Below are 19,790 nucleotides of genomic sequence, written 5' to 3'. Positions count from 1 at the left end.
GGTTCACCCGACGCGGGCTTTGTGGAACTGCTGCCGATATTCCGAAGGCGAGATGCCGACCTCCTTCTTGAACGCCTTGCAGAAATAATTCGCATCCGCATAGGAAAGGTCCAGCGAAACATTGCTGATCGGCAGGTCGCTGTTTTGCAGCAAAACCTTAGCGCGCTCAATCCGTTGCCCCTTCAGATAGGAAATGAAGGTCGTATTCATTTTCTTGCGAAACAGCCGGCTGAGATAACAGGGGCTGACATGCGCGAATTCCGCCGCGTCCTCAAGCGTTACCCCCTTGGAGAGATTGCGCTCGATGAAATGCAGAACTGTTTCGATCCGCTCCCCGGCTGCCCCGCCATGCTCCTGTCCGGGGTCGAAAAGAATGTCGGTGATCTGACATAGCAATTCCTGGACCTTGTACTGGCTGCGGGCATCGAGGCGCTGGTTTTCCAGCTCTGCGACCTGCCGCGCCATCGGCAAAGGTAATTTGCGGTCCATCTCCTCCAGAAGATCCGTCAGGATTTCGGCAAGATCGAGTACTTCATGGCGCGGCGCCACGTCCTTGTGAGCATAGATGCCTTCCAGCCGCGTCCGCACCAGACGAAGGCAGTCACGATAGGCGCGCCTTTCGACCAGAGACCGGATACGATCTGCGATGTCGATTTCGTCCTCCACCTCATCCTCAGCGGCATCCATCGCCGGCATCAGACGCAGGTTCGGCACTACCTTTTCAGGAACCGGCATGGCCAGGCAATCACGAACCCCATCAAGCAACGCCTCGGTCCGTACCGGCTTTAAGAGAAAACCGTCGGCCTTGTACTGGATCGCCGCCTGCATGATGTCGAAATAGTCGTAGGCCGTAACAATCAGCACTTTCGTCGCCAGATGCCGCTCACGCACCATCTGCAGCAGTTCCAGCCCGTTGGGACGTGGTATCTTGATGTCGAGCAGCATCACGTCGATGCGTTCGCTCTCAAGCAGCCTGACCGCCTCCGACCCGTTCTTGGCTTCGCCGACGATCCTGATGTCATCCGTATTGCGCTCGATGATCGAGCGCAGGGCGCGCCGCTCCAGTTCCTCGTCTTCGACGATTGCCATGTTGAACATGCAAATCCCCTCTCAAGCGTCAGCCGCCCGCCCTTCAGAAGTCGAACGGCTCGAATTCCAGAGGGAAACGCATGCGCACAAGCGTTCCGCGCCCCTGGCGAAAAGGACTGAGGATCTCCAGTCCGTGATCCGTGCCAAAGTAATAACGAAGCCGGCTATCGATATTGTAGATCCCAATACTCTTACGCCCGCCGCGATCCGCCTCGCCGCGCAGAACCGCCTGCTTGCGCTCCGACGAGATGCCGTCACCGTTGTCGACGATGTCGATGATCAGCTCGACCCCGTCGCGGTAGGCGGAGATCTCGATCACGCCGCCGCTCTCGCGCGGCTCTATCGCATAACTGATGCAGTTCTCGACGATCGGCTGGAGCACCATGACCGGACAGAGCACGTCAAGAAACTCCTCCGGCACATCGAGCGAGAACTCGAAACGATCACCGACTCGAAGCTTCAGGAGATGAAGGTAATTGCGAACGTGCTCCACTTCCATTCGCAATGGCACGAATTGCGACCCGCTCTTTTTCAGCACGTAACGCATCATCTCTGCAAAGGAATGCACCGTGTTTTCGGTTTCAGGTGCATTTTCGACCAAAGCCAGCCGACCGATTGTGTTCAGGACGTTGAACAGGAAATGCGGGTTAACCTGGTAGGAAAGAGCCTGCAGTTCAGCCTCTCGCAGAAGCCTTTCAAGCTCTGCCCGCCGCTTCGATTCCTCCGCAAGCCTCAGGTTCTTTGCATAAAGCTCCTGCGCCACACCGCGGGAATAACTCTCCTCGACGATATGCGATGCGATATAAAACAGCGAATAGGCAGCTGACCGGAGCTTCTCGTAGGTTACCTCGTTGATCCTGTGGTGCTCTTCCAGCAGCGGCTGATGCTCTCGCCACGACCCTTCGAAGGGAAAGATATTAGAAAGATCGACGAGACCGGTCGCGCCTTCATCCGAGGTAAGCTTGACCTGGCCGCAAATGACCGCCCCGAGATATTCACCGCGCACGATGATGGGTGCCGCAAAATCAACCAGACTGCAGTGGCATCGATAGATGGATGGCTCCCCGGTGGAGAGCGCGGTGCGACCACCCACGGCATCGCAGTGAAAACACCGTTCCCGCCACTCAGCCCGAGCTCGAACCGCCTGGCAGAATGCCGAAAACCCTGACGGCTTGGTGACCGGTACGCCTTCCGGATCAACGATTACCATCGCCACCCCGACCGCAGCGCTGAAATTGTCCTGGACCTTCTGGAGCATTTCGGTGCTCATCAGCTCCAGCAATCTCTTGCGTCGCGCAGCTTTGGTCGCCAGCGAATTTTCAGCCGGCCGATCTATCGCGGCCGGAAAGATCGTGATCTCCGGATTTATCTGCGGCACCACCTCCTCAGGCTGCCCGCTCGGTCGGTCTGCTCCCATGACCACCCCTCCGCGTCACGGCCGAAATGGCCGTAAGAAGCGGTTTTCTCGAATATCGGACGTCTCAGTCCAAGCACATCGATCATTCCGGATACGCTGAGCGGGAAAAGCTCGCGTATCGCCTCCTCAAGCAAAGCGGAATCGACCGACAATTTCTCCGCGGATGATACCGCCACCATTTCCGGTTCTTTCTGACCTATCGCAAAAGCCAGCGATATTTCGCAATTTGTCGCAAGTCCGGCGGAAACGATGTTTTTGGCGATGTAGCGCGCCATATAGGCGCCGGTGCGATCCACCTTGGTGGCGTCCTTGCCGGAAAACGCACCACCCCCATGACGACCGATGCCGCCATAGGTGTCGACGATGATCTTGCGCCCGGTAAGCCCCGTATCGGCCGCGGGGCCGCCTTTGACGAAACGCCCTGTGGGATTGATGAGAACCCGCGTATCGCGCTTCAGCCATGGCCCCATCACCGGCGCGATAACCTCTTCCAGCACGCCGCGCAGCAATTGCTCGCGTTCGATCTCTGCCGAATGCTGGGTCGAGACCACGACACTGATCAACCTTTCCGGTCGACCCTCCTTATCATGGGCGAATGTCACCTGTGCCTTGCCATCCGGCCGCAGCCAGGCGAGACGGCCACTCTTGCGCATCTCTGCCAACCTGCGGGTCAGCTTGTGGGCAAAATCGATCGAGGCAGGCATCAGGCTTTCGGTTTCATTGCTGGCGTAACCGTAGAAAATCCCCTGGTCGCCGGCGCCGAAATCCTTTTCGCGCAAGACGCCCTGCGCAATATCGGGCGACTGTTCGTGCAGGTCGGCGAGAATGAAACATCCATCGGCATCGAAACCCACGTCGGGATCCGTATAGCCAATGCGCCGGATCACCTCGCGCGCAATGCGGGTCACATCAACAGAAGCCCGCGACGTCACCTCGCCTGCGATATGGACTGTATTGCCCGAGACCAGGACTTCGGCCGCCACGCGTGCCATCGGATCCTGCGCAAGATGGGCGTCGAGAATGGCGTCCGAAATCTGGTCGCAAACCTTGTCGGGGTGACCTTCCGTCACCGATTCTGCCGTCGTGTAGCGCGCGACCATGATCGCCTCCTTTATCCAGGCCCGGGATGCGGGTCCCGGGTCATCGTCTTTTTGGTTCAGCCGCCGATGACGCAATTGAAGCCAAGCCCTTCGACTGCCGCCTTGAACGGTGTCATGTCCTCTGGCTTGAGATTGGGAGCATCCGCCATCGGGTAAGGCCGGCCGAGCAGCTCGTATTTGTTTTCGCCATAGGTGTGGTAGGGCAGCAGATGCACGGTATCGACGCCCGGCATCAGCTTGGCGAAATTGCCGATCGCGGTAATCGCCTCGACGCTGTCATTTACCCCCGGCACGACCGGAATGCGCACCACCGTATGGGTGAGCGAGGCGATGCAGAGCGCGTTTTCGAGAATGATGCGGTTGTCGATACCGGTATTGGCCCGATGCACCGCCGGATCGATGGCCTTCAGGTCCATCAGCACGTGATCGACAAATGGAATGACATCACGAACGATCTCGCGGGTCGTGCAGCCCGTCGTCTCCATCGCCGTGTTCCAGCCCTGCTCATGGCAGGCCATCAAAAGGTTTTTGGCAAATTCGTGCTGGAACAGCGGCTCACCACCCGAAAGCGTGATCCCGCCACCGGAACGACGGTAATGATGCGCATCCTTGCGCAATTCCTGCATCACCTCGGCAATGCTCATCGTCTTTCCGGCGCGTTTCAATGCCTGTGTCGGACAGACTTTCGTACATGCTCCGCACTTGATGCATTTGCTGCGGTCGACGAAATCGGGATTCTCATAGGCAATCGCCTTGGTCGGACAGACCGCCATGCACTGGCCGCATTTGATGCAGGCTGAACGGCGGTAGAATAGTTCCGGCTCGGGGTTCTGCGATTCCGGGTTGGAGCACCAGCGGCACCGCAGCGGGCAGCCTTTCAGAAACACGATCGTGCGCACACCCGGCCCGTCATGGATGGAATAGCGCTGGATGTCGAAGACAATCCCTTGCCTGTCGTAGTCGATCGCGGTCATTTCAATATCCTGTCTTTTTATGCCGGGTTCCGGCGCCTCCTCCGGCGCCGTTCAGAACTCGGAGTGTTGTGCTGCTGCGATGGCATCCATCGCCATGCGGACGGACGAGGTCTCTCCCATGATGGCAAGCGAAGTGACGTGCTGCGGACAGGTGCCGTAGAGTTCCACGGTGAAAACGCCTGCAGCCTTCAATGCGAGATCGGAGAAGTAGAAAAGGTCCGCCACCGGGATCTGCATCAGCCCGACGGAATCCACCCGGTTGGCCTGCACCCAGGCCCGGCCATGCGGCGGCATCCGTCGCTGCAGCATCTGCAACACGTCGGGATGCGGAGCGTTGATGATGCGGGTCGCCATGGCGGATCTCCTCTCTTCCGGTCTTAATCGAACGCTGGACGCCTGTGCGTCAGCGGACGTTCAGCGCCTCCACCATCACGCACTTGCGACGGCGGGCGAAGGATTTCGGCGATGTCAGGCCCTCACCGGTCGGCCCGGCAATGGTAAAGGTCGTGTAACCCTCGCCACCGACGCCGATGCCGGCATAGGACGGGCCATTCTTGACGAAGATCGTCGTCTGAATCAGCTTCGCCATCTTGGTGATCTTGCGCACATCGGTGGAATGGATCATCGCCGTGTGGCGGTTGCCATGCTCCAGCTCGACGGCAAGATCGATCGCCTCATCGACATCCCCTGCCCGCACCAGCGGCAGGATCGGCATCATCAACTCCTCCTGCACGAACGGATGATCCTTCGGCAGTTCGATCAGGATGGCGCGGATGTCCGGACCGACCGAGATCCCGACCTTGTCGAGCAGATAGACGGCGCTCTTGCCAACGCAATTGGTCTGCGGCCCACCCTTCGCGGTCAGCACCAACTCTTCGAGCTTCTTCACGACAGCCATATCCTTGACCAGATAGGCGCCGTTCTTCTGCATCTGCGAGATCAGGAAATCGGCGATCTGGCTGACCGCGATCACTTCCTTTTCGGCAATGCAGGGCAGGTTGTTGTCGAAGCTGCAACCGCTGACGATGTCCTTGGCGGCCTTTTCGATATCGGCCGTTTCATCGACCACGACCGGCGGGTTGCCGGCACCGGCACCGATCGCCTTCTTGCCGGTCGACATCACCGTCTTGACGATGGCCGGGCCGCCGGTTGCTACCAGCATGCGTACCTTGGGATGCGCCATCATGGCATTGGTATTGTCGATCGAGGGAGCTTGGACGGTGACGACGAGATTTGCCGGCGCACCGAGGCTCGCAAGCTTGCGGTTGATCAGCTTGATTGCCAGAAGCGACACGATCTTCGCACGCGGATGGGGGCTGAACACGACAGCATTGCCGGCTGCCAGCATGCCGATCGTATTGCAGATGATCGTTTCCGTCGGATTGGTGGTCGGCGTGATCGAACCGATGACGCCATAGGCGGAATACTCGACCAGCGTCAGGCCGCCATCGCCGCTTTCGGCTTCGGTCTTCAGATCCTCGATACCGGGGGTCTTGGAGGCGGCCAGACGGTTCTTGATCACCTTGTCGCTGGCATTGCCCATGCCGGTCTGTTCGACGGTCATTCGGGAAATCCGTTCCAGCATGGCCGGATCGAGGAAAATCTCGCGGATACCGTCGACAAAACTCTTTCGCGCAGCCATGGAGCAGAACAGATATTGCCTCTGCGCTTCGGCAGCGGCCTCAACCGCCTCGTCCATGCTGGCAAACACGCCGTCACCGAGAACGACCGCTTCCTCATCCGAAATATCGAGCGAGACCGATGCGCCTGACAAGGCGCAGTCACCGCGTTCGCAGCAGGAGCAGTTCACCTCACCGGCAGACTTCGTCACCATGCCGTCGGCAACGATGCAGCCCTGGCTGAACGGCGCAGTAGGGTCAGCAGCTGGAGCAGATTTGGAACCGCCCATTTCCGCGATGATGCGCGCAACCGTATCTTCGACCGAGGATGCTGCACTCTTTACTGGAGGAGGAGCGGGAACATGGTTCGGAGCCGGAGCGATTGTGCCGTTGAACGCGGCAAGCACGCGATTGACGGCGGCGTTGATATCTTGGTCGTTCATAATCCTCTTCCTTCCTCGGGGACCGTTCCCCTTCTTTCGGGAAATCCATCGATCGCGTAGCGGGCGATCTCCATGTCTTCAGCGACCGTTCCGCCACTGATGCCGATGGCACCGATCACGGCGCCTCCGACGCGGCAGGGAATGCCCCCGCCGAAAAGCACGACCTGGCCTTCGCCCGAGCCGTTGCCGGCCCCGCTGCCCGTGTGGCCCACGCCAAAAAGCATGCCGCCCGGCTGGGCGAGACACCCAAGTTCATCTGTCCCCATGCGATAGGCGGCAGAAGTCCAGGCCTTGGCGCTGGCAAGCTTGGTGCTTGCCGGCAGGCTGCCCTCCATCCGGTGAAACAGGATCGGCCGTCCTTCGGCATCGGCGATGGCGATGCAGACCGGCACCGACATCTGCCGCGCGCGGCTCTCCGCACGCTCGGCAATGGCGCAGGAATCGGCAAGCGAAATGCCGGTCGCAAACCCTCTGTCGGCAATACGCCCGGCAAGCTCGGCTGCGAGTGCCGCTTCGATCAATTGCAGGTCGCGGGGGGCGAAATTACGGGTGGCGAACATCGTTCACGCCTCCGTCTGTTTCGACTGTATCGACAATGCCGACAATCGTGGCATCGACCACGGACTGTTGCAGCGTGCCAGCAAAACGGCTGGCGCTGCCGGATGTGACGATAACCGTTTCGCCCTTGCCCGCACCGACCGTATCGACGGCAATCAGCGTCAGGTCCTGCGGCTGCAACATTTCGTTGAGCCGGGTAATGATCAGCAGCTTCGAGCCCGAGAGGCTCGCATCCTTGGTCGTGGCGACCACCCGTCCGATAACCCTGGCGAGATACATGGCTTGATCCTCACTCCCTCACAAGCGCGATGTCGCGCGCGCGCAGTTCTTCCGCGGCGGCCGGCGTCACGATCACGGCATGACCCAGACGCAGTTCCGTGGCGTTGAGGCTGCGAGCCTCGCGCAGGCCGAACACGCCCTCGGTTCGTGCAGCAATAAGCTTCGGTGCAGCTATCGGCGGTGCAGCCGCAAGCGTGTCACCCTCGACGGCGACGGCAAGCCGTGCAGCCCAGCTCAATTCGATGCCGTAATCCATCAGCCTCTGCAGATGGCCGCTCATCGTCGCCTGATAGGCCGCATTTGGCAGCAAGCCGCGCGCGCGCCGATCCCGTCCATTGGGGCAGCCGCCATCTCGGGCGGCGATGATGCGGACACCTCTTTCCAGTCCACCCTGCAGAATTTTCGACAGCGGATCGTCGGCAATGCCGAGCGCCACCTTGGCTGCAAGCGAAATGCTGAGTGTTGGAACCAATATGGTCGTATGCTGATCCAGAATATCCCCGGCCTTGCCTTCGACTTCGGCTGCTCCGAAACCGGCAAGCCGGTCCTTCAGCGATTGCCGTGCCTCCGGCGCAATGACCGTCTCGAATGCCCATCCCGCATCGCGAAGCTGCTGCAATTGTTCGAGCGCAGCCTCAAGCCCGAAATCCGTTTCCGCAAAAAGCAACAGCGCCGAGCGCGGCTTTGCTGGCACTCTGCCACCCATACGCGCGATGATGCGATCGGAGAGCAGATCGAGGAGGATACGATCGAGAACGGCATCGATGCTCATGCCTGGCCTCCATCGTCATACATCGCGATCCCGAGCGGCGTAACCAGCAGCGGTTCGACGGGCTTGATGACCCGGCGTCCGGTATGACTGACGAGAACCGCAGCAAAATCCTTGAACGAGCAGGCACCGCCGACGACATGGATCGTGTCGACATAAGGGTAATCGGAAAGGAATCCGGAAACGATGCGCCCCATCTTGTCGGCCACCGGCCGGATGATCGAAAACACATCCCGCTCCAATGCGTGATTGAGCTTTTCAGCCTCGGCATCCTCGAAGGAGATTTTTCTGGCGCCGGCCAGAACCAGCGTCATATGCGTGCCGCCAGTCGGCTCGTCGAATGTGGCAACCACCTCGCCGTCCTTGAGAACGGAAATGCCCGTCGTGCCGCCACCGACATCGACCACCGCGCCATTCTCGACGCCAAGCAGGCGCGCCGCAGCGGTGGGCTCGTCGACAATCTCCGCCAGCTCGAAATCGGCCGACTCGACCACATGGCCGATCGCCTTCGCATTGGACGGATGCACGCCGGGTGGAATGGCGGTCGCAGCGCGAAGAAGCGGCTGACCGAGCCGTTCTTCGAGCTCTTCCTTCATGCGGCGGACAGCGTGAACCGCGCCGATATAATCGACGACGATCCCATCGCGCACGACGGTCGAGCGCCAGGACGTTCCGGCCACCGGATTATTGTCCGCATCGACCACCGAAAGCACCAGATTGGCCGTGCCGAGATCGACGCCAACTTTCAGCCGGCCGGGCGCCCATTCCGGCTGCGGCACGATCGTGCCCTGCCGGACGAGTTCCCCGAAAGCCTTGAGTTTGCTGTCGATGCTCGACATGACTTCTCTCCGATCAGACCTTGCGGATCCGCACCATCGCGTCGTTCTTCAGGCCGAATGCATTGGCCTCCTCGACGTCGATATGCATTTCCATGAATGAGGCTTCGGCCGCGCGGATCGTGACATTGTGCATGATGCCGCCGCGCACGCCGCCAACCTCGACATCGACCTCTTCGCCGTTCTTCAGGCCAAGTCTTGCGGCTTCAGCCGGCAGCATGTGAATGTGGCGCAGCGCCACGATCACGCCGCGCTCCTTTCGGATCGTCCCATAGGGGCCGATCACTTCGATACCCGGCGACTGTTCCAGTTTTCCCGACATCCGCAGCGGCGGCTTGATGCCCAGGGTGAACCCGTCGGCGACCGAAACCTCGATCTGCGTTTCCTTGCGCAGCGGCCCGAGCACCCGCACCTTGCCGATCTGCCCCTTGGGGCCGCGGATCGTCACGGTTTCTTCCGCCGCATACTGGCCGGGCTGTTTCATCGCCTTCATCCGCGTCAGTTCCGAACCGGGGCCGAAAAGCGCGTCCATGTCCGGCCGGGAAAGATGGATGTGGCGGTTCGACACGCCGATCGGCACAAGCCACGGATCGCGGTCCTCGGCGCCCTTTGCGGCAGGTTTCGCCTGCTCCGCCGAGACGGTGAGGCTCTGTGCCAGAAGCTCGGCGATCACGCGGTCGATCATGGGGCTGTTGATTTGCATTATGGTGTCCTGTTCGTCCTGGCCCGACATGACGACCGGGCCTTTCATGGGCGCAACGATCCACCCGGCGGTGTTGCCGCCGGCCTTCGCTGTCACCTGAAATTCTCGTCTGTTTGGCGCTGACTACCGCCGGCGATGGCGACGATCGGCGCGGGATTGCGCATGGCTTGCAGCTTGGGGTGCCGGCTCAGCCGCCACCTCGACCTCAGGCTCCACGGCAGCCTCGCCAACGGCCGGGACTTCCGGCTCTACCGATGCGACTTCTTCTACCGGAGCTTCAGCGGCTTCGGTCACCGGAGTTTCCGGCTCAGGCGATAGATCGTCTGCAACAACATCCTCGACCGCCAGAGAAACCTCCGGGGAAACCTCCGCCGCAGCAACCGCTGCGGCAGGTGGTTTCAGACCGACAGTGGACCCGCTTTCCACGATCTTGCCCAACCCGTTTGCGGGGCGGGCAATCACGCTGGTTGACACAACCGTTCCCACACGTGAAGCTTCTGCAGCGGCTGCGGAAACCGCAGCCTTGACGGCCCCGACATCCCCCCGAACCTTGACGACTGTCATGCCGTCACCATTGGCAAGCTCGTAGCCCACGAGCGTGACATTGGCGGATTTCACCGCCGCATCGGCGGCAGCCACGGCAGCCGTCAATCCGATGGTCTCGATCAATCCAAGGCTTTCCTGCAACATGACAGTCTCCTTTCAGGTTCAGATGTAAGGCTTGGTCGAGGAGACCACCGCCGCCGGATCAAGCGTCCCGAGCACCTGCTTGCCGACATCGCGTGCGGCGCGGATGGCCTGACGGACGGCCCCGGAATCGCCACTGAACAGGAAGATGGCTTCGTTCGAGTAGCTCGTTCCGCCATTGCCTGGAGAAGCAAAACCGGTCGGTACCACGGTTGCGGCCTTTGCGGCGGTATCGGCCAGAAGCACGCCGATTGCGGCAGGAGAGCCGACCGTGATGCCGAATGCCTGTCCGAGCGGTGCCCCGAAGGCCTTGTTCAGCGCATAACTGGCGCGGGCGGTATACTGGAATTCCAGGTGGCCGGCCGGCGTGCCGTAGACGTCGCCGAAGGTACGATCGAGTTCCGACAGTGTCACTTCGACGGCACGGCGGGCGTCTGAAACGTCCTCTGCGCCGAAGATGATCAAGCTGCCGTGGCCGCCGCCGCCTTCCGTGTCGCGCGGCAGTTCGATCAGCAGCACTTCACTGTTGGTGGCCTTCACCGCTTCGTCTGCAGCAAAGATATGCGGACCGGCGCCGGTACGTGCACCGACGATGCCGATCGACCGGTATTTCTTGTCGATCTTCATCTGCTCGTGCAGCAGCGGGTCTACATTGGCAATCACCAGACCGACCGTATGCCCGATTGCCGTGCCGACGAATTCGGTAAGATTACAGGCCTTCGGCGCCGTCTTCTGGGCAGCCGGCTTCTCAGCGCGAGAGGCGGCCGGGGCCGGGGAGCTTTCGCTCCCACCCATCTTCCGGATCACCTCGTCCATGAGTTTTTCGACAAGAGCATCCTGCATTGTCGATCCTCCTTTGTGTGTTCAGGGGTTCAGGCGACCTTGCCTTCCGGCAGGATCTTCTCGACCTCCATGTGAGGACGCGGGATCACGTGGACGGAAACGACCGTGCCGACCTTTTCGGCGGCGACGGCACCGGCATCGGTGGCGGCCTTGACTGCGCCGACATCGCCGCGGACCATAACCGTGACGAGGCCGGAACCGATCTTTTCATAACCGACCATGGCGACGTTAGCCGACTTGACCATGGCATCGGCGGCTTCGATGGCAGCAACCAGACCTTTGGTTTCGACCATTCCGAGAGCTTCCTGTTGCATGACTTAACTCCTTAGCGTTTCGGTGTTCAGACGTTGATGTAATGACCGTTTCTCGCGGGTTGGACTTAATCGTCGGCCCCCTCCCTCCCGGCCTAGCCCCCGGCCCGGCCGAGAAGCATGGAAAGCTCCCCGAGCGTGGGCCTGCGTGGGTTTCCTGCGGTGCAGGCGTCCGCCATGGCGGCCGCTGCCATATCGGGCATTGCCCGACGATATTCCTCGGCATCCATGCCGAAGCCACGAAGCGTGGACGGGATGGAGAACCGTTGATTGAGTGCCTGGATCGCACGGATCAGCGCGATGACCCCGGCCCTGATACTCGGCACGTCCAGCCCGATGCGCGAAGCGATGCGTGCGTAGCGGCCGGCGGTTTCGCGGCAGCCCGGCGCATCGTCCTCAAGACCCGCATTCCATGCGATCACATGCGGCAAAAGCACCGCATTGATGCGCCCGTGAACGAGATGCATGCGCCCGCCGATCGCATGTGCAAGACCATGGTTCACCCCGAGCCCGGCTTCGCTGAAGGCAAGCCCGGCAAGGCAGGAGGACTGATGCATCGCGTCGCGTGCCTCCATGTCGTTGCCGTCGTCATAGGCGCGCGCCAGGTTCGCAAAGGCAAGCTCCAACGACTTTTCGGCAAAGGCGTCGGTAAAATGCGATGCGCCATTGGCAACCACGGCCTCAAGCGCATGGGTGATGACATCCATGCCCGTATCCGCCGTCACTTTCGGCGGCGCCGTGCGGACGAATTCGGGATCGAGGATCGCCACATCCGGCACCATTTCTTTCGCGATCAGCGGGAACTTCTTGCCGTTTGCCGGATCGGAGATGATGGCGAATGAGGTCACTTCCGACCCCGTGCCGCTGGTCGTCGGAATGGCGACGAATTCAATTTTTTGCGCCGTATCCGTGGCGCGAACAACCGAAAGAATGGCCTTGGCCGCATCGATCGGCGACCCGCCGCCGAGCGCCAGAAGGACCTGCGGACGGAATTCGGCAAAGATACCGGCCCCCTTGGTCACGGTTGTAATCGGAGGCTCGGGAATGGCTTCGTCGAAAACCTTGACCTCGCAGCCATCGAGATGGCGCAGCACCCGGTCAAGCGGACCGGACTTGGCCATGAAGGCATCGGTGACGATCCCGACCCGCTGCCCGCGATAGGCATGCAGCCGGTCAAGCAACCCTTCGCCGAACACGATCTCGGTCCGGGGGGAGAAGCTTTTGTAGGAAGGCATATGTCACCTGTTGCAGTTTAGGTTTCACGGTATCGTTCGGTTTCGTGTGGCACGGGCGGGCGTCATGTCCGTCCGTGCCCTGTCTTCATCCTGACCCCATTTCGGGCAGGGTCCGGCCAAGGTCAGGATTGCCGTCTTAGAAATGCTGTTCCGTACGGCTGATGATGTCGTCCTGCACTTCCTTGGCGAGCACGACGAACTGGGCGGAGTAACCGGCCACGCGAACGACGAGATCGCGATAGGCTTCCGGGTCCTTCTGGGCTGCGAGCAGCGTATCGCGGTCGACGACGTTGAACTGTACGTGCATGCCCTTCTGGTCGAAGTAGGAGCGGACCAGCGAGGCGAAGTTGCGCAACCCGTTGTCGCCGGCGAGAGCGGAGGGCAGGAACTTCTGGTTATACAGCGTGCCGTTGGAGGCGATGAAGTGGTCGAGTTTGGCCACCGAGTTTGCCGCAGCCGTCGGTCCCAGATGGTCCTTGCCCTGGCGGGGCGAAACACCGTCTGCAAGCGGGGCCTTGGCCGGGCGGCCGTCAGGCAATGCACCGACATCCTTGCCGAACAACACGTTGGCCGAGACCGGATAGATACCGGCCTGGAACTGGCCACCGCGCGGGTTCTTGTACTTTTCGACTTCGAGGCAATAGATCTGGGCGCATTTGCGGGCGATCAGATCGACGTCGTCGATGTCGTTGCCGAAGCTTTCAGCCGAGTCGAGCAGGCGACGGATGCCGTCATATTTCGACGAACCGGCAGGCGCCGTGATCGTATCGGTCGATAGCGTGCGATAGACCTCTTCCTTCAGCGCCGTCACATCCATCGATTTGTTGGACGACAACACCTTGCGGACGGCCTCGTAGATCTGGCCTTCCGTCAGTTCGTCACCGCCGGCCGTATTGGCCTTCTGGCCGATGGCAAGCCCGAAATTGGCGTCGAGCGCTTCCTTCAGTTCGGCCATGGAGATCTTCTTTTCGTCGAAGACGAATTTCTTCATGGCGTAGACGGAGTCACCCGTATCGGCGACACCGAAGGCCTGCGGACCGGTGAAGTTGTAGAGCGCTCCACCTTCCTGCAGCGACTTGCCCCGTCCCATGCAGTCTTCGACCATCGGAGACAGGAACGGCAGCGGTGCACGCTCGCCATGGGCAATGTCGACGCAGTTGTCGGCTTCGGCCAGATATTTGACGAAGAAGGCCATCTGCTTGTTGAAGGCACCGTAGAAGTCTTCGATCGAGGTCCAGCGCTTCGGATCGCCGGTGACCGGGCCGAGCTGGGTCGAGCCCACCTTGCCGTCGTTCAGCGTGATTTCGAGAACCTTGGCAACGTTGAAGAAGGCAGCATCGTGCCAGCCTTCGGTCTTGTGGATTGCCTGCGGTTCGACGCAGCCGACAATGCCGTAATCGCGGGCATCGGCCAGCGAGACACCGCGGTTCTGCAGCGCTGGAATGATGACTTCGTCGTTATAGACAGCCGGAACGCCAAGACCGAGACGGATGACTTCCGCGGCACGGTAGAGGAATTCGTCCGGCGTGCCCTGCCAGACACGGATGGAGAAGGACGGTGCCGGCAGGCGGCAATGAACGGTTGCTTCCATGCACATGTAGGAAACGTCGTTGGTCGCATCGCGGCCTTCGGACGTCTGGCCGCCGACGCAGAGGTTCTGGAACACCGCATAACCGGCAAAGGCCTGGGCCGAAACTTCGTCGCGGGTCTTGTTGACGTCGTTGAGCTTGATCCAGATGCAGTCGACCAGTTCCTGGGCGAATTCGCGGCTGATCGACGTGTCGGCCTTGAGGAAGGGATACATGTACTGGTCGAAACGGCCGGGCGAGATGGAATGGCCCGAGGATTCGATCTGCAGCATGCATTGGATGAACCACATCGTCTGGCAGGCTTCCCAGAAGTTGGAAGCCGGATATTCCGGCACCAGGCGGCAGTTCTTGGCAATCTGCTCCAGTTCGGCCCGGCGTGTCGGGTTGCTTTCGCGGCCGGCCAGTTCCTGCGCCTTTGCGGCATAACGATGCGCAAAATCGATGGCGGCCTTATAGGAGATGATGACCGCGTTATAGAACTGCTGCTTCTTGATATAGGACGGATCCATCTGGTCGAGCGCTTCGAGGTGCCGGACCGCTTCGGCGATCACACCGCTGAAGCCGATATTGAGGATCTTGCCGTAATCGACGCAGACATGGCCGACGCCGCCATAGAAATAGTTGCCGACGGTGAACACACCATTGGCGATGCAGTCCTTGGCCTTCTGCGACATGTAGGATGAGGCGAGATCGCTCGTCGTGCGGCCCGGCCAGTATTTGAAGGCCTCACGCAGCTCGTCTGCCGTCTGCTTCGGGATCTCGAAAGGATCGGCAACACGCGTTGCCATGGTCTCGAATTCCTTTTCGACCCAGTCGAAAGAGAATTCCGGGCAGATTTCGGTCGAGCGCGGGTTCTTGGTGATGGCGCCGACGACCAGTTCGTCGTCACGGATCGTCACCGGCAACTCGTTAAAAATCTTCTCGACCACCTTGGCGCGACGAAGGATCGGCGGCAGGCCTTCTGTTTCCTTATAGGCCTGGGTCGCAAGCACCGCACGCTCGGACTCGACATGCGGCCGCGCGTCGATGATCTGTTTCTTCAACCGCAATATGCGGTCGGTCGGTTTGGAAAAGCCCTTCTCAATCATTACGTCCTCCAGGAGTGAATGTCGTTCCCGCGACCTTGAGCCGACGGGAGCGCGTCTTGCAGTTCAGGGTGTTGGGCAGTTCAGAATGTTTGGCGAAACCAGACGCACGAAGCTGCGCATCAGTTTCGGATGCGCCGGCCAGGCCGGCGCGGTTGCGAGGTTTCCATCGGTCACGGCGTCATCGGCAGCGATCGAAACGAAGTTACCGCCGGCCAACCGAACCTCGGGTTCGACCGCGGGATAGGCTGTCAGCTTGCGCCCACGCACCACATCGGCGGCGGTCAGCAATTGCGGGCCATGACAGATAGCGGCCACCGGCCGGTTCCCGGTCATGAACGCCCTGATGATGTTCAGCACCTGTTTATCGAGGCGCAGATATTCGCAGGCACGGCCGCCGGCGACATAAAGACCGGCGTAATTCTCCGGCTCCACCAGCGCGAAATCGGCATTGATCCGAAACAGGTGTCCGGGCTTTTCGGAATAGGTCTGGTCGCCCTCGAAATCGTGGATCGCGGTCTTGACCATCTCGCCCCGACGCTTGCCGGGACAGACTGCGTCAACCTGAAGGCCGAGCATCTGCAAGGCCTGAAACGGCACCATCGCTTCATAATCCTCGGTATAGTCACCGACGATCATCAGGATCTTGTTGTCGCTGGGCTTTGCCATGAATTTCACTATCTGCCGGGATCGCCCAACGGCCATTCACTGGTCGTTTGGTCCGGCACCTCCTGTCGAAAAAGGTAGGCCCGCCGCACCTCAAGGGTCAACGAGACCGTCTTGACCAGCGCGGGTAAATAATTGACCTGACAGGGAAAATCGGAAAACACCTTAGAAATGAGGTGGTTCGGACCATCATCGGCGCAATTCGGCGAAAAGCGCATGACAAGGGATCACCACATGCGGTGTTTTCTTGTCATCGCAGCAAGCACTGGGGACGCTTCCGAGGCCGTCCTGCACCGCTCAAAAGCCTGCGACCAAAAGCGCAAGTCACTGATTTTGATAAAAATTTTTCCGAACTACTGACATCGGAGTGTCGGCTGTCAAGAAACTACCCTTCGAGGCCAAACCTGTTGCGTTGACCCGTTCGAGCGCGTCTCGATAATCTTCGCCTTGATCGACATTCCTTAAAAACATGGGACTCGCAAGACGCGTCAGCGATTGCGGCGGCTGGGCAGTTGCGCTCAGCCGGTGGGAACATGCGCGCGGAGAGGCTGGGATGTCCGATCGGGACAGAAGAGAGAGGTGTCCACGAGATTTGGACAGGTGACGGCCGGGGCGGCACGTATCGTGCCACCGGCATCCCAAGGAGGAAATGGAATGACAATGCTCGGTCTGCTCGTCGCCTTTGGCGGCGGGATTTTCGGCGCCGCAATCGGCGCCTTGCCTGCTTTCGCCTTCGTCGGCATCCTGACGATGCTTGGCGTCGGCATCCAGCTTGCGGTTGCCCCCGCGGCGACGGATTTCTTCGGCATCCCTTTCGGTGTGTTCGGCCCCCATGTCGGTGGCTTCGCCTCGGGTGTTGCCGCAGCAGCCTATGCCGCCAGCAAGGGTAAGCTTGATACCGGCCGCAATATCGTGACTGCCGGCATGGGCCTCAACAGCCCGGATGTACTTCTTGTCGGCGGCGCCTTCGGCATTGTCGGCTATGTAGTTTTCTGGCTGCTCACCATGGTGCCGAATTTTTCGCCCACGCTCGCCTGGACTGACCTGCCCGGCATGACCGTCGTCATCTCGGCCTTCATCGCCCGTTTCATCTGGGGCACCTGCGGCCTGTGCGGCAAGGCAGAACCCGGTCGCAAGTTCTTCGAACCGACCGATGCGACCAAGTGGCTGGTCTTCCAGAGCGGTGTCGGCCAGCTGGTGATGATCGGTATCGGTGGCGGCCTGCTTGGAGGATGGCTTGGGCTAACCTATGGCACGCCGGGCGCGCTTCTCGCCTTCGGCATCGCCGCATCCAGCCTGCTGTTCCTGACTGTCGGGGTGCTGACGCCGGTGACCCACCATATTATGCTGCCGGCTGCCATCGTCGGCGCATCGTCCGGCAGTATCATCTGGGCCGCAATCGCCGGTCTCGTCTGTGCCTTCGTCGGTGAATTTTTCGCCCGGCTGTTTCTCTGCCATGGCGACACGCATATCGACCCGCCAGCCTGCACCATCGCGCTGATGACGCTGGTCTTCAACGGGCTGACTTTCCTCGGTTTCTGGGCACTTATCCCAATTCCGGTCTGAGAAGGGCCTGCCGACCCAGGCGGTGCGATAATCCCTCCCGATCGCGCCGCCGCCATTTTATCTTTAATCGTGAAGGACGTGCCCCGAAACAGGTCGGGGCACGTTTTTTGTTCGGCTCAGGCCTTGTCGAGGAACGCCTGCAGGCGGTCGAAGGAGAAGGCTTCTTCGGTCAGGTAACGGAAATCCTCGACAACCTTGGCCCGCAGCTCGGGCGTATCGATCGAGCGGCCCCAGAAGGACGTTTCCTGCAGATAGGCAGCAACCACGGCCTCGACGTCACCGAGCGCGCCGATCGCCTTGATCTTTTCGACCACTTCGAGTGCATCACGTGGCGGCAAGGAATCTGCGCCCTTGAACTTGCCGAGATAGAAAGCCAGCCACGAGGCGAGCGACAGCGTCATCAGCGGTGCCGGCTTGCCGAACTTTTCTTGATAGGCAAGCAAGCGCTCCAGATTGCGCGTCTGGTATTTGACGATGCCGTTGAGGCTGATGTCATACCAGAGGTGCCGGATATAAGGGTTCTGGAACCGGCGCAGCACGGCTGCGGCAAACTCCTCCAGCTCCGCCTTGGGCAGCGTCAGAAACGGGATGACTTCTTCGTTCAACAGCCGGTCGAGGAATTTCGCACCCGCAGGCTGCGTGACGGCCTCGCCGACAGATTCGACGCCTGCCAGCAGCGAGAGCGCGCAAAGACCGGTATGCGCGCCATTGAGGATCGCCACCTTGCGCGCCTTGTACGGCGTTGCATCGTCAACGACGAGCGTTCCCTCATCGTATTCGGCAAGCGGGATCCTCAGATCCGGCATGCCCGGCTTCTTTTCGATGACGAAGAAATGGAAGAGTTCGGCCGCCGACATGAACTTGTCTTCGTATCCGAGTTCCTGCATCAGCGCATCTGCCTCGGCGCGGGGATAACCGGGCACGATGCGGTCAACCAGCGTGTTGTAGAAGGCATTGTCCTTCTCCAGCCAGGTGATGAAGGCCGGATCAAGCTGCCATTCGTCGGCATGCTGCAGAACGATGCGTCGCAATTCATCACCATTATGGTCGATCAATTCGCAGGCAATCATCTGCAACCCGGCTTCCGCCTTGCCGCCAAACGCCGTCCAGCGCTCATAGAGGAAACGGGTCAACTTGCCGGGGAAGGACACCTGCGGCGCATCATCGAATTTGACCGTCGGCACATAGGCAATGCCGGCATCGGTCGTATTCGAGACGACGACGGTGATGTTGGCATCATGTGCCAGAGCCAGCACGTCCTTCCAGCTTTCGTGCGAGGGGATCTCCTGGCGCACGCAGGCGATCAGCCGCGGCTCGGAAACCTTCTCGCCGGCATCGTTCATGCCGCGGGAGAGAACCGTGTAGACGCCATCCTGCTCGTTCAGCGTGAATGGCAGACCGCCGGCGATCGGCCGAAGAACGATGACACCCCAGTCGGAACCGGCCTTCTCGTTCAGAAGGTCGATCTTCCAATCGACGAAAGAGCGCAGGAAATTGCCTTCTCCCCATTGCAGAACGCGCGGAGTCGGGCGGGCGCGGTCCTTGAGAAAGCTCTCATCGAGACGTTTCATATATCTTTTTCCTTGATGCAAAGGCATTGATGAAAGAGTGACCCGCGATTTGAAGATGACGAGATCGTAGATGTCTTTGATCTCGCGACGTGTCACCGCACATTTCGCAACTTTCGGGACATATTCGATGTCTTGCATGGAGCTACATTCACGCAAGTTTGCGAAACGCCGCAATATGGCGTGCCGCTCGGGCACTTTGGCGAGCTGCGATCACTGCGCCACCAGGAACGGCCGCTCCGCTAGCCGCGATAAACAAGCCGGAAATGTCCTCAAAAACAAAAAAAGCCCCAGATGGGGCTTGTTCAATATTTGGGGGAGAAGCGGATCTCTGGATCCTTGGTCGTCGGCAGGCATAACGGATCCGCTTGGCATATCCTGCATGTTTCCCTCGCTTTCATGGCTTGGGTACTATGGCACGGACTGCGATACAACGGCGAGCTTTGGGTCAGC

Annotated in this window: 19 protein-coding genes; 1 reads left to right on the top strand and 18 read right to left on the bottom strand. The window is 60.3% G+C overall.

Features of this window, described 5'->3' with window-relative positions; all coding sequences use genetic code 11:
• Window positions 1–3 precede the first annotated feature (3 nt).
• The 17 genes from JZX87_RS21540 to JZX87_RS21460 form a co-directional block, all read right to left on the bottom strand.
• A complete protein-coding gene (locus tag JZX87_RS21540; protein ID WP_206827938.1) occupies window positions 4–1,098 on the bottom strand; it encodes a response regulator in 1,095 nt (364 codons plus the stop codon).
• A 34-nt stretch (window positions 1,099–1,132) separates the two neighbouring features.
• Window positions 1,133–2,506 (bottom strand): sensor histidine kinase, encoded by a 1,374-nt coding sequence (locus JZX87_RS21535; RefSeq protein ID WP_286194994.1) that lies wholly within the window; start codon window positions 2,504–2,506, stop codon window positions 1,133–1,135.
• Window positions 2,455–3,606 carry a methionine adenosyltransferase gene (gene metK / locus JZX87_RS21530; protein ID WP_206827936.1) on the bottom strand — a complete coding sequence of 384 codons (1,152 nt, stop codon included), beginning with the start codon at window positions 3,604–3,606 and terminating at the stop codon, window positions 2,455–2,457. The genes JZX87_RS21535 and metK overlap by 52 nt, the downstream gene beginning before the upstream one ends.
• A 56-nt stretch (window positions 3,607–3,662) precedes the next feature.
• Window positions 3,663–4,580: a glycyl-radical enzyme activating protein gene (locus JZX87_RS21525; RefSeq protein ID WP_206827934.1), complete on the bottom strand. Its 918-nt coding sequence runs from the start codon at window positions 4,578–4,580 to the stop codon at window positions 3,663–3,665.
• Window positions 4,581–4,631: 51 nt separating this feature from the next.
• Window positions 4,632–4,934 (bottom strand): BMC domain-containing protein, encoded by a 303-nt coding sequence (locus tag JZX87_RS21520; RefSeq protein ID WP_206827932.1) that lies wholly within the window; start codon window positions 4,932–4,934, stop codon window positions 4,632–4,634.
• A gap of 49 nt (window positions 4,935–4,983) precedes the next feature.
• Window positions 4,984–6,642 (bottom strand): aldehyde dehydrogenase family protein, encoded by a 1,659-nt coding sequence (locus JZX87_RS21515; protein ID WP_206827930.1) that lies wholly within the window; start codon window positions 6,640–6,642, stop codon window positions 4,984–4,986.
• Window positions 6,639–7,202 (bottom strand): GlcG/HbpS family heme-binding protein, encoded by a 564-nt coding sequence (locus JZX87_RS21510; RefSeq protein WP_206827928.1) that lies wholly within the window; start codon window positions 7,200–7,202, stop codon window positions 6,639–6,641. The genes JZX87_RS21515 and JZX87_RS21510 overlap by 4 nt, the downstream gene beginning before the upstream one ends.
• A complete protein-coding gene (locus tag JZX87_RS21505) occupies window positions 7,186–7,479 on the bottom strand; it encodes a EutN/CcmL family microcompartment protein (protein WP_206827926.1) in 294 nt (97 codons plus the stop codon). The genes JZX87_RS21510 and JZX87_RS21505 overlap by 17 nt, the downstream gene beginning before the upstream one ends.
• A gap of 10 nt (window positions 7,480–7,489) precedes the next feature.
• Window positions 7,490–8,251: a hypothetical protein gene (locus JZX87_RS21500; protein WP_206827924.1), complete on the bottom strand. Its 762-nt coding sequence runs from the start codon at window positions 8,249–8,251 to the stop codon at window positions 7,490–7,492.
• On the bottom strand, window positions 8,248–9,087 hold the full coding sequence (gene eutJ, locus JZX87_RS21495; protein WP_206827922.1) for an ethanolamine utilization protein EutJ: 840 nt from the start codon (window positions 9,085–9,087) through the stop codon (window positions 8,248–8,250). Before eutJ ends, JZX87_RS21500 begins: the two co-directional genes overlap by 4 nt.
• Window positions 9,088–9,100: 13 nt before the next feature.
• Window positions 9,101–9,883, bottom strand: a complete 783-nt coding sequence (locus JZX87_RS21490; RefSeq protein ID WP_353654233.1) for a phosphate propanoyltransferase — start codon at window positions 9,881–9,883, stop codon at window positions 9,101–9,103.
• A 27-nt stretch (window positions 9,884–9,910) separates the two neighbouring features.
• Window positions 9,911–10,477 carry a BMC domain-containing protein gene (locus JZX87_RS32050; RefSeq protein WP_206827919.1) on the bottom strand — a complete coding sequence of 189 codons (567 nt, stop codon included), beginning with the start codon at window positions 10,475–10,477 and terminating at the stop codon, window positions 9,911–9,913.
• 18 nt (window positions 10,478–10,495) lie between these two features.
• Window positions 10,496–11,317, bottom strand: coding sequence for a propanediol utilization microcompartment protein PduB (gene pduB, locus JZX87_RS21480; protein ID WP_206827918.1), 822 nt, complete (start codon window positions 11,315–11,317; stop codon window positions 10,496–10,498).
• Between the two features lie 29 nt (window positions 11,318–11,346).
• A complete protein-coding gene (pduA, locus tag JZX87_RS21475; protein ID WP_183829366.1) occupies window positions 11,347–11,631 on the bottom strand; it encodes a propanediol utilization microcompartment protein PduA in 285 nt (94 codons plus the stop codon).
• Between the two features lie 92 nt (window positions 11,632–11,723).
• On the bottom strand, window positions 11,724–12,863 hold the full coding sequence (locus JZX87_RS21470) for a 1-propanol dehydrogenase PduQ (RefSeq protein WP_206827915.1): 1,140 nt from the start codon (window positions 12,861–12,863) through the stop codon (window positions 11,724–11,726).
• Window positions 12,864–12,999: 136 nt separating this feature from the next.
• Window positions 13,000–15,540 (bottom strand): glycyl radical protein, encoded by a 2,541-nt coding sequence (locus tag JZX87_RS21465; RefSeq protein WP_206827913.1) that lies wholly within the window; start codon window positions 15,538–15,540, stop codon window positions 13,000–13,002.
• Between the two features lie 63 nt (window positions 15,541–15,603).
• Window positions 15,604–16,206 (bottom strand): DJ-1/PfpI family protein, encoded by a 603-nt coding sequence (locus JZX87_RS21460; protein ID WP_206827911.1) that lies wholly within the window; start codon window positions 16,204–16,206, stop codon window positions 15,604–15,606.
• A gap of 651 nt (window positions 16,207–16,857) precedes the next feature.
• Between JZX87_RS21460 and JZX87_RS21455 the strand changes: the two genes are divergently transcribed.
• The gene (locus tag JZX87_RS21455) at window positions 16,858–17,769 is read left to right on the top strand and encodes a DUF7973 family transport facilitator (protein WP_183994471.1); all 912 of its coding nucleotides are present in this window, start codon (window positions 16,858–16,860) and stop codon (window positions 17,767–17,769) included.
• Window positions 17,770–17,885: 116 nt separating this feature from the next.
• Here JZX87_RS21455 and JZX87_RS21450 read toward each other — a convergent pair whose 3' ends face one another.
• Window positions 17,886–19,340, bottom strand: a complete 1,455-nt coding sequence (locus JZX87_RS21450) for a tagaturonate reductase (protein ID WP_206827909.1) — start codon at window positions 19,338–19,340, stop codon at window positions 17,886–17,888.
• Window positions 19,341–19,790: the final 450 nt, after the last annotated feature.

The sequence above is a fragment of the Agrobacterium sp. Ap1 genome (genome assembly GCF_017313375.1).
Classification (GTDB): Bacteria; Pseudomonadota; Alphaproteobacteria; order Rhizobiales; family Rhizobiaceae; genus Neorhizobium; species Neorhizobium cellulosilyticum.
Note: the sequence above shows the minus strand (reverse complement) of the source record. Positions and strands in the feature narration are given on the sequence as shown.